This window comes from Burkholderia pyrrocinia, from assembly GCF_022809715.1.
GTDB classification, from domain to species: domain Bacteria; phylum Pseudomonadota; class Gammaproteobacteria; order Burkholderiales; family Burkholderiaceae; genus Burkholderia; species Burkholderia pyrrocinia_C.
Window position 1 is genome coordinate 73,882 of the sequence record NZ_CP094459.1, and the last position, 13,718, is coordinate 87,599.

At 69.5% G+C, this 13,718-nt stretch carries 13 protein-coding genes; 2 read left to right on the forward strand and 11 right to left on the reverse strand.

Annotation, left to right across the window (positions count from 1 at the left end; translation table 11 throughout):
- Window positions 1-269 precede the first annotated feature (269 nt).
- Complete coding sequence (locus MRS60_RS00335) at window positions 270-1,841, forward strand: efflux transporter outer membrane subunit (protein ID WP_243565052.1); 1,572 nt, start codon at window positions 270-272, stop codon at window positions 1,839-1,841.
- A gap of 24 nt (window positions 1,842-1,865) precedes the next feature.
- Here the strand turns inward: MRS60_RS00335 and MRS60_RS00340 are convergent, their stop codons facing one another.
- From MRS60_RS00340 to gspG, 8 genes are read right to left on the reverse strand one after another with little or no spacing between them, the layout of a single operon-like run.
- Window positions 1,866-2,654, reverse strand: a complete 789-nt coding sequence (locus MRS60_RS00340; protein WP_034183802.1) for a type II secretion system protein N — start codon at window positions 2,652-2,654, stop codon at window positions 1,866-1,868.
- Between the two features lie 31 nt (window positions 2,655-2,685).
- Complete coding sequence (gspM, locus tag MRS60_RS00345; RefSeq protein ID WP_034183975.1) at window positions 2,686-3,192, reverse strand: type II secretion system protein GspM; 507 nt, start codon at window positions 3,190-3,192, stop codon at window positions 2,686-2,688.
- Complete coding sequence (gene gspL, locus MRS60_RS00350) at window positions 3,189-4,568, reverse strand: type II secretion system protein GspL (protein WP_105390356.1); 1,380 nt, start codon at window positions 4,566-4,568, stop codon at window positions 3,189-3,191. The genes gspM and gspL overlap by 4 nt, the downstream gene beginning before the upstream one ends.
- Before the next feature lie 26 nt (window positions 4,569-4,594).
- Window positions 4,595-5,722 (reverse strand): type II secretion system minor pseudopilin GspK, encoded by a 1,128-nt coding sequence (gene gspK, locus MRS60_RS00355; RefSeq protein ID WP_243565053.1) that lies wholly within the window; start codon window positions 5,720-5,722, stop codon window positions 4,595-4,597.
- Window positions 5,723-5,724: 2 nt separating this feature from the next.
- Window positions 5,725-6,384 carry a PulJ/GspJ family protein gene (locus MRS60_RS00360; protein WP_034183804.1) on the reverse strand — a complete coding sequence of 220 codons (660 nt, stop codon included), beginning with the start codon at window positions 6,382-6,384 and terminating at the stop codon, window positions 5,725-5,727.
- A gap of 7 nt (window positions 6,385-6,391) precedes the next feature.
- Window positions 6,392-6,793, reverse strand: coding sequence for a type II secretion system minor pseudopilin GspI (gspI, locus tag MRS60_RS00365; RefSeq protein WP_034183977.1), 402 nt, complete (start codon window positions 6,791-6,793; stop codon window positions 6,392-6,394).
- A 2-nt stretch (window positions 6,794-6,795) separates the two neighbouring features.
- The gene (locus MRS60_RS00370; protein ID WP_243565054.1) at window positions 6,796-7,365 is read right to left on the reverse strand and encodes a GspH/FimT family pseudopilin; all 570 of its coding nucleotides are present in this window, start codon (window positions 7,363-7,365) and stop codon (window positions 6,796-6,798) included.
- Between the two features lie 39 nt (window positions 7,366-7,404).
- Window positions 7,405-7,857 carry a type II secretion system major pseudopilin GspG gene (gene gspG, locus MRS60_RS00375; RefSeq protein ID WP_006751354.1) on the reverse strand — a complete coding sequence of 151 codons (453 nt, stop codon included), beginning with the start codon at window positions 7,855-7,857 and terminating at the stop codon, window positions 7,405-7,407.
- Between the two features lie 176 nt (window positions 7,858-8,033).
- On the opposite strand from gspG, the gene MRS60_RS00380 reads away from it, so the two are divergent.
- The gene (locus tag MRS60_RS00380; protein WP_034183806.1) at window positions 8,034-8,444 is read left to right on the forward strand and encodes a type II secretion system protein N; all 411 of its coding nucleotides are present in this window, start codon (window positions 8,034-8,036) and stop codon (window positions 8,442-8,444) included.
- A gap of 36 nt (window positions 8,445-8,480) precedes the next feature.
- Here the strand turns inward: MRS60_RS00380 and gspF are convergent, their stop codons facing one another.
- The 3 genes from gspF to gspD are packed head-to-tail and all read right to left on the reverse strand — an operon-like array spanning window position 8,481 to window position 13,523.
- Complete coding sequence (gspF, locus tag MRS60_RS00385) at window positions 8,481-9,698, reverse strand: type II secretion system inner membrane protein GspF (protein ID WP_243565055.1); 1,218 nt, start codon at window positions 9,696-9,698, stop codon at window positions 8,481-8,483.
- A 4-nt stretch (window positions 9,699-9,702) separates the two neighbouring features.
- Window positions 9,703-11,202: a type II secretion system ATPase GspE gene (gene gspE, locus MRS60_RS00390; protein ID WP_034183808.1), complete on the reverse strand. Its 1,500-nt coding sequence runs from the start codon at window positions 11,200-11,202 to the stop codon at window positions 9,703-9,705.
- On the reverse strand, window positions 11,199-13,523 hold the full coding sequence (gene gspD, locus MRS60_RS00395) for a type II secretion system secretin GspD (protein ID WP_243565056.1): 2,325 nt from the start codon (window positions 13,521-13,523) through the stop codon (window positions 11,199-11,201). Before gspD ends, gspE begins: the two co-directional genes overlap by 4 nt.
- Window positions 13,524-13,718: the final 195 nt, after the last annotated feature.

Consider the following 13,718-nt stretch of genomic DNA (forward strand, 5'->3'; position numbering starts at 1 on the left):
ACTCCCGCTTTCCCGACTGTCCTGCCTGTTCCGACTGATCGCCGGCCGCGCCCGCTGCGGCCGCTGTCGCGCGGCTGTCTCGCCGCAAGCGATCCGTAATGGCCGGTAACCCGGCCGCTCGCGCCGGTAACACATTCCGGCCGCCGCGCACCGTACCCTTAGGGCTGCGCGGCTTCCCCGCCGTCAGTTACCATTTGTCCGCCAGCGGCATGACGACCGCATCGCGCGACGCCGCTCGCCGGCCGTCGCGCCCAGACAGGAAAACCACGATGCCGTACGCTCCCCTCCCGCGCGCCCTTCGCCCGCTGAGCGCCGCCGTCGCCGTTGCGACGGCCGTGCTGCTCGCCGGCTGCGCCGTCGGGCCCGACTATCACCGGCCCGACACGTCGATTCCCGCCGCATTCAAGGAAGCGCCGGCCGGCTGGAAGGTCGCGCAGCCCGCCGATCGTGCCGACCGCGGCCCGTGGTGGACGGTCTACAACGATCCGCAGCTCGATGCGCTGATCGGCAAGCTCAATGCGTCGAACCAGACCATCGCGCAATCGGCGGCCGCATACCGGCAGGCGCGCGCGCTCGTCACCGAGGCGCGCGCCGCGTATTTCCCGACCGTCGGGCTGACCGCGTCGGGCTCGCGCGCCCGCACGCCGCGCACGTCGCTGTCGTCGGGCTCGTCGTCGAGTTTCGGCAGCGGCTCGTCCGGATCGATCAGCAACAGCTACAGCGTCGGCCTCGACGCGAGCTGGGAACCCGACCTGTGGGGCAAGGTGAGCCGCACCGTCAGCGCGCAGCGCGCCGGCGAAGCGGCCGCCGCGGCCGATCTCGCGAACGCGCGGCTGTCGCAGCAGGCGCTGCTCGCGCAAACCTATTTCCAGCTGCGCACGTCCGATGCGCTGCAGAAGCTGCTCGACGACACCGTGAAGTCGTACGAACAGTCGTCGAAACTCACGCAGAACCAGTATGCGCAGGGCGTCGCCGCGCGCGCGGACGTGATCCAGGCGCAGACGCAACTGCAGAGTGCGCAGGCGGCGTCGATCGACAACGGCGTCGCACGCGCGCAGTACGAGCATGCGATCGCGACGCTGATCGGCGAACCGGCGTCGACCTTCTCGCTGCCGCCGAACCCGCTCGCGGCCGAGCCGCCGATCACGCCGGTCGACGTGCCGTCCGCGCTGCTCGAGCGCCGGCCCGACATCGCGGCCGCCGAGCGCCGCGCGGCTTCCGCGAACGAACAGATCGGCGTCGCGATTTCCGCATTCTTCCCGACGCTCACGCTGTCGGCCACCGGCGGCTTCCAGAGTTCGGTGTGGTCGCAGCTGTTCACGCTGCCGGCGCGTTTCTGGACGGTCGGCCCGCAACTCGCGGCCACGCTGTTCGACGCGGGGCTGCGCGCCGCGCAGACCGACGCCGCGCGCGCGACCTACGACCAGGACGTCGCCGCGTATCGCCTCGCGGTGCTCACCGCATTCCAGGACGTCGAGGACAATCTCGCGTCGCAGCGCATCCTCGCGCAGGAAATCGACGTGCAGCGGCAGGCCGTCGACAGCGCCGAGCACTCGCTCGCGATCGTCACGAACCAGTACAAGGCCGGCACGGTCGCGTACCTGAACGTGCTGACCGCGCAGACCACCGCGTTCACCGCGCAGCAGAAGCTCGCGACGATCGCCGGGCAGCGGATGGTGTCGTCGGTCGGGCTCGTGAAGGCGCTCGGCGGCGGCTGGGATGCGTCGGACATGACGCGCGAAACGGGCGACATGGCTGCGCCGGCGCCCGTGCCGGCGCCCGGTGCGGCCGCGCCTGCGGCAACCGCATCGTCGGCCGCCGCGCCGCTCGCGCAGAAGTAGGAAGAGAAGAGGGCGACGCGCGCGTCAGCGCATCGCGTCGCCGAAGATCAGCGACACCTCGTTGTTCCCGATCGGGTGGCCGAGCAGGTTCAGCAGCCCCGCGAGGTTCGCCTGCTGCTCGGGCGCCGCATGCGCGGTACCGCGGAACGATCCCTGGCCTGGGCCGAAGCTGCCGTGTCCGTCGAGGAACAGCGGGCCCTGCGTCGTCGACAGGTCGAGATCGGCGCCCGCCCCCTTCGCCTGCAGCACAGCGCGGTACGAACCGAGCGGCTTCACGCGCGACACGCGCGAACTCATCGAGTCGATCGTCACCGTCAACTGGCCGAACGCGTTGTTGCCGAACAGGCGCCAGTCGGTCCAGCCGAGCCGCACGTCGCCCTGCAGGTCGAGCGTGTTGAACGGCGCGCCGAGCCCCGCGAGCAGCGACGCCGGCACGGCCATCGTGCCCGCCGACAGCACCGCGCCACGCCACGTCGCATCGAGCGTGACGGCATCGGGCATCGCCTCGGTCTGGCGCATGCGCATCTGCACGCGCCCGGTCAGCAGCGGCCAGAAGCCGGTGGTCCATTCGACCCGGCCCGGCAGCAGCGTCGCCGCGCTCTGGTCGGCGCCCGGCGCGAGCATCAGCGTGCCCGAGCCGTGCCACAGCGACCCGTCCGGATCGACGAGATTCACGTGTCCGCCGGTCGCGCGCGCGAACTGCGGCGCGATCCACGCGGCCGGCGCGAGCGCGACGAGCGTCACCGCCGTCGCCAGTCCGCCCGCCAGTACCCACGGCAATGCGGTGGCGAGCCGCTTCGTCCATGGCCTCATCGGCCGACCGCCACTTGCGTCATCCACTGCGTCATTTCTGCGTCGACGGTTGCATCACGGCCGTCAGGTCGACCTGGCCGTCGTCCTTCAGCGCGGTCGCGTGCGCCTCGCCGACCTGCACCTTGAACTGCCGGCGCGCATCGTCGAGCCACTGCGTCCACGCCGGAAACGACACGTTCTTCATCTGGATCTGCACGCCGTTGCCGACGATCTGCACCTGCGCACCCTGCAGCCCGTGATCGGACAGCGACGCGGTCAGCGCGTCCTTCAGCGCCAGGCCGGTCGGCGCGACGCCCTGCGCGGCGGCCGTCAGCGACTTCGCCTCGTTCGCCTGCGCGGTCATCTGCGCGAGTTCGCGGCGCATATTCGGCAGCTCGCGCTGGATCCGCGCGCGGCCTTCCTGCGCCGGCGACCACAGCACCGAATACGCGATCGCGACCGCCAGCACGGCGCCGCCCCAGCCGAGCAGCATCTTCTCGCGCTGCGAGCGCTCGCCCCAGAACTGGGTCAGCGTCTGGTTCAGTTGTTCCGTCTTCATGAGCGGCTCCGGATCGTCCATTTGCCCGTATTGCTGTCGACTTCGCCGGACAGGCCGTTGCGCGCGAGGCGCTGCGTGAAATCGGGATCGACCTTGACCTCCGGCTTGAAGCCGACGTCGAGCCGCCGGTCGTGATAGTCGAGCGACGCGATGCCGTTCAGCGGCAGCGCGCCCATCGAGCGCGTCAACCCGCTCGCCAGCGCGAGGAAATCGTTCGGCGACAGCTCGCCGGCCGCCAGGCGCAACTGGTCGAGCTGGCGCTGCATCTGCGCGGGCGGATCGAGCACCGTCGTCGTCTTCGGGAATGCGGACAGCAGCGTCTCGGTGATCTGCGCGGACAGCGCATCGCGCTCGCGCGACAGCTTCCACCAGTGCAGGTTCATCCCGACCACCGCGACGCCGAGCGTCGCCGCGACGAGTGCGATCGGCACGCGCAGGCGCTTCACCGTCGCGCGGTCGAAGCGCCACGGCTGCGATTCGAATTCGAACTGGCACAGATCGAAACGCTCGGTCAGCGCGCGCCGCGCGAACGTGTCGAACGACAGCGGCGCGGCACCCGGCAGCAGCGGGCCGTCGGTGCGGCCGACCGACGCGAGCCGCGGCTCCGCGCCCGGCTCGCCGAGTTCGTACAGTTCAACGTCGCCGCCGCCCGCGAGCGCGGCCAGCGTGCCGGCCGCGCGCGACGCAGGCGCCGCGAAGCCTTCGCCGAGCGCACCGCGCGCAACCGCGAGTTCGAGGCGCGGCGCACCGGCCACGGCCGGCAGCGCGCCGGCTTCGACGAGCGCCGGTTCGACCGCCGTCGCGAGCCCGAGCACGGCGGCGACCGTCGCCGGGCGGGCGGGCGGCTCGACGGCGTCCGCGACAAGCGCGGCATCGGCCGCGACGGCCGCTTCACCGTCGACCGGCGCGGCCGAAGCCGTTTCGGCCGACGTGCGCGGCGCCGGCAGGCAGCGGGTCGCGGGCACCGCGCTCAGGTGCCGGTGGCCGGCCGCCGCGAACGCGTCGCAGATCGCGCGGAACCACGCGCGATCGACCACGGCCAGCACGCGGCGCCCGTCGGGCAGCGCGACCGGATCGAGCGCGATGTGGCAGCCGAGCGGATCCTGGATCAGCTGATCCTCGACGATGTTGGGCAGCGCCTGGCGCAGCTTAGGCCCCTTGAGCGGCGGCACCTTCGCGGCCAGCAGCAGCACGTCGCGCGCGGCGACGATCAGCACCGTCGCATTCGCGCGCGGCAGCAGCGCGAGCGCGGCGCGGCCCGCGCGCTGCACCTGGCCGGCCTTGTCGACGAGCGTGAACGGCAGCTCGGGCCACTGCCATTCCTGCAACGGCACGGCAGGCTCGCGCGGCGGCAAAGAAACAATCAACGTGCTCACAAGAGCTCCTCTCCCGAATGGCGTCGTTATAGCTGGTCGCGGATACGCACGACCCGCGTCGAGTGCGTGGTCGGATCACGATACACGAGCGAGGTGCGATCGACCTCCGCACGTTCGTGCTGGATCCGGCCATGCACGATGAAATAGCTCGAATTGACGTCGACGAGGCTCGAGTCGAGCGTCACGTTCGGCGCGCCGGCGCCGCGCAGCGCGAGCTGCACGTCGCCGACGTTGCGGAAAAACACGGTCTCGCGGCGCGACACCAGCGCCTGCGCGGACGACACGCTCATCCCCGGCATGAGCGCCGCGATCACCTCGGCCGGCGCGGTGTTCATGTTCACGGGCGTCGTGGTCGGCAGCACGGTGACGAACGGGCGCAGCCGCGCGACCATCTCGGGCGTCACGCCGTCGACGTCGAGCAGGCTGTCGACGCCCGTCATCATCAGCGGCGCGGGCCCGCGGTCGCCGCCGGACATGCCGGGATCGTCGGTGAAGCCGCCGCCCTGCTGGTCGGTGGTCACCGGCGCGGTGGCCGGCGCCGTGCCGCCGCCGCCCGGCAGCGTCGGCATCTGGAAGCGCGTGGCCGAATGCATGAGGCCCGCGCGCACCTGCAGCGCGATGCGTTTCGCGAACGCGCCGTCGTAGCCGAGCGTCGTCAGCAGGCGCTGGAACGCCTGCAGCTGCGTGACGTTCAACTGCAGCACGCCGGGCGCCGGCGACGCCACGAGGTTGCGCAGGTTGAACTTCGCCTGCGCGTCCTCGATCGAGCCGGAGATATAGGTATCTTCGCCGCCGTTGTCGTTGGGCGCGCCGATCCGGCCGAGGAAGTCCGACAGCTTCGTCTTCGCGATCGGCACGCCCCAGATCCCGCCGAGATACGTGATGCCGGGCGCCGTATCGCCTTCGGAGCGCAGGATCATCCGCGTCCAGTCGAGCGCACCGCGCGCGACCCACTGCGCCTGCGCGATCACGCGCTGGTTCTCGATGCGGCGGATCTGCACCTGCTGGCGCCACAGCATCCCCGAGACGAGGATCGCCGACAGCGCGACGACGAGCAGCGCGGTGATGATCGCGGCGCCGCGCTGGCGGCCGCGTGCATGCGCGCGCGCGGCGGCGCGGTTGGCGAGCGATGAACGGTGAGGGCGCGCGCGCATCGTCATTCCCCGACGAGGAACACGCGCGTGACCGGCACGCGCAGCGACGTCGCGCCGATGCTGACCTGCAGCCCCGTCACCGCGCGCGGCGGCGGCGCGTTGCCGATCTGCGGCACCTTGAGCGCATCGTTGTTCTGCGCGAGCGCGTCGTCGGCCGTCTGCAGGTTGGTGGTCCAGCCCACGCGCGGCACGTACAGCTTCGCGTCGATCGCGCCGACGCCGCCCATCAACGCGACCCAGCTCCAGCCTTCGACGCTGCTGTCCTTCAGCACGCCTTGCAGCCGGTTCGCATCGTCGAGCGGCGGCGACGCGTAGCGCACGACGCGCCCGCCGGCGATCCGGTAGCGGACCACCTGCAGCCGCGGCGCGGCGCCCGGCACGTCGAATTCGCGAACGATCTGCAGCGTGTTGCCGGCGACGCCGATCGCCGGCTGGCCGGCCTCGTCGTCGGTCGCGGCAAGCCGCGCGTCGATGCGCATCTGGTCGAACATCTGCGCGAACACGCGCTCGTCTTCCATCGCGGACGCAACCTTGTCGCGGCCGCGCATGACCTGGTCGAGCCCGCGCCACGCGAGGATGGCGACCACCGCGAGGATCGCGATCGCGATCATCAGCTCGATCAGCGTGAAGCCCCGGGCGGGGCGCGCGTGCGGGCGTCGCATCGGCGCGTCAGAGCGGACGGCTGGTTTCATTCGCGACCACCGTCACCATCTGCGCGAGCACGCCGGCGCGCCCGGGCATGCTCACCGACACCCGAACGCGCCGGAACACGGGGTTCGGCGTGGCGCTCACGCTCTGCGTGCAGACGAGCTGCACGTTGCCTTGCGAACAGTCGAAGCTCTGGTCGCCGATCTGCGGCCACGCGTGCGTGAGCCGCAACTGCGCGAGCGCGTTGTCGGCGCTCCAGCCGGCCAGCAGCCGGCGATGGAGGTCGGATGCGTTGGTCGCCATCGTGCCGACCGCGCGGATCGACGCGGCGAGCGCGACCGCGATGATCGCGAGCGCGACCAGCACTTCGATCATCGTGAAGCCGCGCGACGAAGAAACGGGGAAGGGCAGGCGACGACGCATCGTCATTGCACCTCGTAGCGGCCGTTGCCGGTGCCGACGATCGTCGCGCTGCCGACGGCCGAATGCAGCGTCACGCGCACCGGCGTGTCGACGCTCTCGGTGCCGAACACGACGCGATTCGCGCGCGTGTCGGAACCCGGGTAGTCGATGTCGGCGCCCGTCACACCGCCGTCCCAGTCGCGCGGGCGCAGCAGGTCGTCGCGCAGCGTGCGCCAGCCGTCGGGCGAGCTCACGTCGAAACGGAAGCCGTGCGCGGTCGGTTGCCATGCGATCGGGCGCGCGCGCACTTGCGCCTCGTCACCGGCCGTCTCGAACAGCAGCGCGATGCGCTGCGCTTCCTCGCGCAGGTCGGTGCGCGGATTGCGCGTCAGCGACAGCGACGCGAGCGACACGAGCAGCCCCGCGATCACGAGCACGACCAGCATTTCGAGCAGCGTGAAGCCGCGCGCGCGTGCGCGCCGCACGCCATGCGTCACCGGCCCGCCATCGGCGCGCGCCGATACGGACGGCGCCGCGCCGCGATGCGCACGGCAATCGCGGCCGCAGCGGGAAGTCGTGCGAATGGCGAGCATGAAGAGCGGGAACGAAGCGTCGGGACGATCAGCGCCGGCTTATTGCCACGAACCGATGTCGGAGTCGTTGCTCTCGCCGCCCTCCTTGCCGTCGGCACCGTAGCTGAACACGTCGATCTCGCCGTGCACGCCCGGATTCAGGTACTTGTACCCGTTACCCCACGGATCGTTCGGCAGGCGCTCCAGATAGCCGCCGTCCTTCCAGTTGTTCGGGATCGGATCGGTGGACGGCTTCTGGATCAGCGCGTTCAGGCCCTGTTCCTGGGTCGGATAACGGCCGTTGTCGAGACGGTACAGCTTGAGCGCCTGCATGATCGTGCCGATGTCCTGCTTCGCGGCGATGCGGCGTGCCTCGTCCGGGCGGCTCATGATCTTCGGCACGATCAGCGCCGCCAGGATCCCGAGGATCGCGACCACCACCATGATCTCGATCAGCGTGAAACCGCGCTGACGACGCACGGCCGCGTTGCGGCGAGTGATCCACGTTTGCATGACTGACTACCTCTTTCCAAAAAATGTCGTCGATTGAGTGACGCGCCCGGCACACCGGGACGATTACCTGACAGCAACCTTCCGGACCCGCGGGCGCGGAGCACGCATTGTAAGGCGCGCATCGCCGAGGGCTTTCACCCAACGCAAATTTCATATACATCCGTACAATAGCGCGCATGAACGCGCTCTCGATCCGGATCCTTTCCCTAGCCCTCTTCGCGGGTTTGTGCGCGACGGCCACCTACTGGGTCGTCACGCTGTCGGCCCGCGAAGCGCCGCTGCCCGCCGCCGCCGCGCGGCCGCCGATCCGCACCGAGGACGCCGCGGCGCTCTTCGGCGGTCAGCTCGACAAGAATCCCGTGCAGGACATCCACCTGTTCGGCATCCTCGCGCTCCAGCGCGGCGCCGCGGCGATCATCGGCGTCGGCGGCGAACCGCCGCGTGCCGTGTCGCTCGGTGCCGAGGTCACGCCCGGCGCGAAGCTCGCCGAAGTCCGCCCCCGCTCGATCATCGTCGACCGCAACGGCGCCCGCGCCGAAATCCAGCTTCCGGCGAACACGCCGTCCCCCGCGATCTACATGCGCTGAACGGAACGGCGACGGCCTCGCCAACCAGTCAGGCCGTCACTGCACCATGTTGTTCAGCTCGATGATCGGCAGCATCACGGCCAGCACGATCACGAGCACGATGCCGCCCATCGCCAGGATCAGCAGCGGCTCGAGCAGGCTCGTCAGGAACATCGTGCGGCGTTCGAGCTCGCGCGCTTCGCCTTCGGCCGCGCGATCCAGCATCGTCGTCACGTCGCCCGTCGCTTCGCCGGAACGGATCAGGTGCACGAGCACCGGCGGAAACGTCTTCACGTTGTTCAGCGCGCGCGACAGCGCGGAGCCTTCGCGCACGCGCACGATCGCGTCGTCGATGTTCGCGCGCATCGCGCGGTTCGACAGCGTCTCGCCGGCCGCCTGCAGCGCGCGCAGGATCGGCACGCCGGCCGCGGTGAGGATGCCGAGCGTGCTCGCGAAGCGCACCGTGTTGTAGCCGCGCACGAGCTTGCCCGCGAGCGGCGCGGTCAGCACCCAGCGGTCGAACGCGAGCCGCGGCCCGTCGCGCGACAGCGTCGCCTTCACGAACCACACGATCAGCGCGACCGCGATCATGATCGCCCACCACCAGTGCCGCACGAATTCCGACAGCGCCATCATCACGACCGTGAGGATCGGCAACTGCTGTTTCGTGCTCGCAAACACGTTGACGACCTGCGGCACCACGTAGCTCAGCAGGAACGTGACGATGCCGAACGCGATCAGCGTGACGATGCCCGGATACGTGAAGGCCAGCAGGATCTTCTGCTTCAGCGCATTGCTCTGCTCGATGTAGTCGGCCAGGCGCGACAGCACGATGCCGAGCTTGCCCGTATGCTCGCCCGCCGCGACGAGCGCGCGGTAGATCTCCGGAAAATCGCGCGGATGCTGGCCCAGCGCATTCGCGAGCGAATGGCCGCCGAGCACCTCGGCGCGGATCGCGGCCATCAGCTCGCGGATGTAGTCGCGCTCGGCCTGCTCGGTCAGCACGCCGAGCGCCTCGTCGAGCGGCAGCCCCGCGATCAGCAGGCTCGCGAGCTGGCGCGTGAGGATCGCCTGTTCGCGCTGCGACAGCTTGCGGCCGAACGCGAGCCGCTGCGTACGCGCGCCGCGCGTTGCGCTGGCGGCCGGCTCGACGACGAGCGGCGTGAGCCCCTGCGTGCGCAACTGGCCACGCGCGGCACGCGCGCTGTCGGCATCGATGACGCCTTTCTGTGGGTGTCCCGCCGCATCGATCGCTTCGAAACGGAATGCCGGCATCGCGCTATGCGCCTCCCGTCACGCGCAGCACTTCCTCGAGCGACGTCGCGCCGGCCGCGAGCCAGCGTTCGGCGTCGTCGCGCAGCGTGCGCATCCCTTCCGCGCGGCCGGTGGCCAGGATCTCCGCGTCGGCCGCGTTGCGATGGATCAGCGAGCGGATCGAGTCGTCGACCAGCAGCAGCTCGTATACGCCGCGCCGGCCCGCGTAGCCCGAATGCCCGCACTTGTCGCAGCCGACCGGATGCCATAGCGTGCGGCCATCCTCGTGCCGCTCTTCCTTGCAGACGGGGCAGAGCTGCCGCACCAGGCGCTGCGCGAGCACGCCGAGCAGCGACGATGCGAGCAGGTACGGCTCGACGCCCATGTCGGTCAGACGCGTGACGGCCGATGCCGCATCGTTCGTGTGCAGCGTCGCGAGCACGAGGTGGCCCGTCAGCGACGCCTGCACCGCGATCTGCGCAGTTTCGAGGTCACGGATTTCGCCGATCATGATCACGTCCGGATCCTGGCGCAGGATCGAGCGCAGCGCACGGGCAAAGGTCATCCCGATCCGCTCGTTCACCTGCGTCTGGCCGATGCCGCCGAGGTCGTATTCGATCGGATCCTCGACGGTCATGATGTTGGTCGTCGCGGTTTCGAGCCGCGACATCGACGCATACAGCGTCGTCGTCTTGCCCGAGCCCGTCGGGCCCGTGACGAGCACGATGCCGTGCGGTCGCGCGATCAGCTTGTCGAACTGGACGAGCGTGTCGCGACCCATCCCGAGCGCTTCGAGGTTCAGGCGCTTCGCATCCTTTTCCAGCAGACGCAGCACCGCGCGCTCGCCGTGCCCGGTCGGCAGCGTCGACACGCGCACGTCGACCGGCCGGCCGCCGACGCGCAGCGTGATGCGGCCGTCCTGCGGCAGCCGTTTCTCCGCGATGTCGAGCTGCGCCATGATCTTGATCCGCGAGATCAGTGCGCCGTGCAGCGCCTTCTTCGGGCGCACGACGTCGCGCAGCGTGCCGTCGACGCGAAAACGCACGACGGACGAGTTCTCGAACGGCTCGATGTGAATGTCCGATGCCTGTTCGCGCGCCGCTTGCGTGAGCAGCGCGTTGATCATCCGGATGATCGGCGCGTCGTCTTCCGATTCGAGCAGATCCTCGACCTCGGGGATGTCCTGCATCAGCCGCGACAGATCGACTTCGCCTTCGACCTCGCCGACCACCTGCGCGGCGCTGCCGTCCTGGCGCGCGTATGCCTGGTTGATCGCCTGCGCGAGCTCGTCGGCCGGCACGCGGTGCACGGAAATCGAGCCGAAGTTGCGCGCGATCTCCGCGAGCGCGGCGTCGCTCGTGCGTTCGCTGATCCACACCTCGAGCGTGTCGTCGAGCTGGTGCGCGATCAGCACCTGGCCGCTCTTCGCGAAGCCGTACGGCAACAGGCGCGCAGCGAGCGGCGACGGCGGCTGCCGTTCGCCCGGCGCGCCGTCGTGGGCGGAAGACGCGCGCACGTCGCTCACTGCGAGGCTCCCGGGGCGGTCAGCGGCTGTTGCGGCACCGCCTGCTGCGGCACGCTCTGCGGCTGCGCGGGCGTCTGCTCCGGCAACGGTTGGGCCGGGACCGGCACGACCTGACGCTGCACCTGCTGGCGGCGCATCTTGTCGAGATCGAACAGGTTCCCTGCCGGTGTGCCACCCTGGCTCGGGCCGAGCGGCATCGGCGGGACGATCGGGTCGTCCTTGTCGCGAATCACGTTGTTGTCCGACTTGTACGCGCCCGTCACGCCCCGGATGTAGTCGTAGCGGTTGGCCGTGACTTCCTGCGCGGTACTGCGATCGGAGATGATCACCGGACGCAGGAACACCATCAGGTTGGTTTTCGCGCGCTGCTTCGATTCCGAACGGAACAACTGGCCGATCCACGGGATGTCGCCGAGCAGCGGCACCTTGCTGTTCGACACCTGATAGTTGTCCTGCATCAAGCCGCCGAGCACGATGATCTCGCCGTTGTCGGCCAGGATCGTCGACTGGATCGAGCGCTTCGTGAAGGTCGGGCCGGTCTGCGCGCTCGTGGTGCCGGCGACGACCGCCGAATCCTCGGTATAGAGCTGCAGCTTCAGGATCCCGCCGTCGGTGATCTGCGGCTTCACGTGCAGCGTCAGGCCGACGTCGCGACGGTCGTAGGTATTGAACGCATTGCTCGTCGTGCCGCTCGTCAGGTTCGAATACGAACCGGTCGCGATCGGCACGTTCTGGCCGACGACGATCTTCGCTTCCTCGTTGTCGAGCGTGATCAGGTTCGGCGTCGACAGCACGTTCGCATCGCTCACGCCCGCGAAATACTGCAGCAGTGCTCCGAGCCCCTGCACGCCGAACATGTTGTGCAGCCAGCCGATGTTGAGGCCCTGGGTCAGCGTCGAGAGGTTGGCCGCCAGCCCGGTGGTGGCTGCCGTGCCGCCGGTCGTCAGGTTGACGATGCTGTTGCCCAGACCTTGCGTGGGGTTCAGGTTCGTGCCGCCGAGAAACTGGCCGCTCGCCACCTGCCACTGGATGCCGAGGTTGCCCTGCGTCGTCGAGTTCAGCTCGACGATCAGCGCTTCGATATAGACCTGCGCACGCCGCGCGTCGAGCTGGTCGATCACCGAGCGCAGGTTCCGGTAAACCGGATCGGACGCGGTGATGATCAGCGAGTTGGTCGCCGCATCGGCCTGGATCATCCCGCCCGGCTGGTTGTCGTCGCCCTTGTCCTTGTCGCCGCCGAGCAGGCCGGCGCTGCCGAGACCGCCACCGCTGCCCGACGAGCCGCCGTACCCCCCCGACGAGGACGACGAACCGCCGAGACCGCCCGACGGCAGCGGCGGGGTGCCGGACGTGCCGGTCGAGAAGTTGCCGCTCGACGACGAGCCGCCGCTCTGGTTGAAGCTGTTCGCATCGTTGGACGATGCCGACGAGCCGCTGTCGCTGCCGCTCTTGCCGAGCATCCCGCGCAGCGTCTTCGCGAGCTTCACCGCGTCGGCGTTGCGTAGCGGCACGACGTGCATGTTGCCGGGCACCGCGCTCGGCGCGTCGAGCTGCTGCACGAGGCGCTTCGCGGCCGCGAGGCGCGATGCGCTCGACGCGCGCAGCATCAGCGAGTTGGTGCGCGGGTCGGCCGTGACCGACACCTTCAGCGTTGCATCGCTGTTGCCGATCGCGCCCGGATCGAGCATTTTCTGCAACTGTGCGGCGAGGTCGATCGCGTTCGCGTTGCGCAGCGGAACGACCTGCACCTGCGCGCCTGCGGCGCTGTCGACGCCCGCGATGATCTGCGCGATGCGGCGCACGTTGTCCGCATAGTCGGTCACGACGATCGTGTTGTTCGCCGGGTAGGCCGTCACCGTGTTGTTCGGCGAGATCAGCGGCCGCAGCACGGGCAGCAGGTTGTTCGCCGATTCGTTGTGCAGCTCGAACACCTGCGTGATCACCTGGTCGCCGCGCGCCTGCGGCGCATTGCCGACATAGGTCGGCACGCCCTGCAGCTTCGCGTCGGCCTCGGGCACGACCTTCAGTACGCCGTGATCCTGCACGAGCGCGAAGCCCTGCATGCGCAGTGCCGACTGCAGCGTCTTCAGCGCCTGGTCTTCCGGCACCGGACGTTCGGCAACGAGGTTGAGCTGCCCCTTCACACGGGGGTCGACGATGATGGTCTTGCCGGTTGCGGCGCCGATCGCCTTCGCGACCTGGTCGATATCCGCATTCACGAAGTTGAGCGTGACCTGAGCGTAGGCGGCCTGCGAGACGATGATGCCGGCGACGACGAGGGTCGTGGCAATGCGCCGCATAACGAAGCGATTTCTTGTCATGGATGAATGGGTCGATGCCGGCTCAGGCCGCTTCCGGCGGTAGTGCTGGGATCCAAGTCCGAAAAAGGCGACATTAGCAGTTTTTCATGTCCGAAATATCACATTGATCCGAAGACTGTCTCACATACGACATGTATCGGGCGAGTCGTATGTGATATGTAAGATTCGGTGCTATATCGGCATGCCGGCCATCGC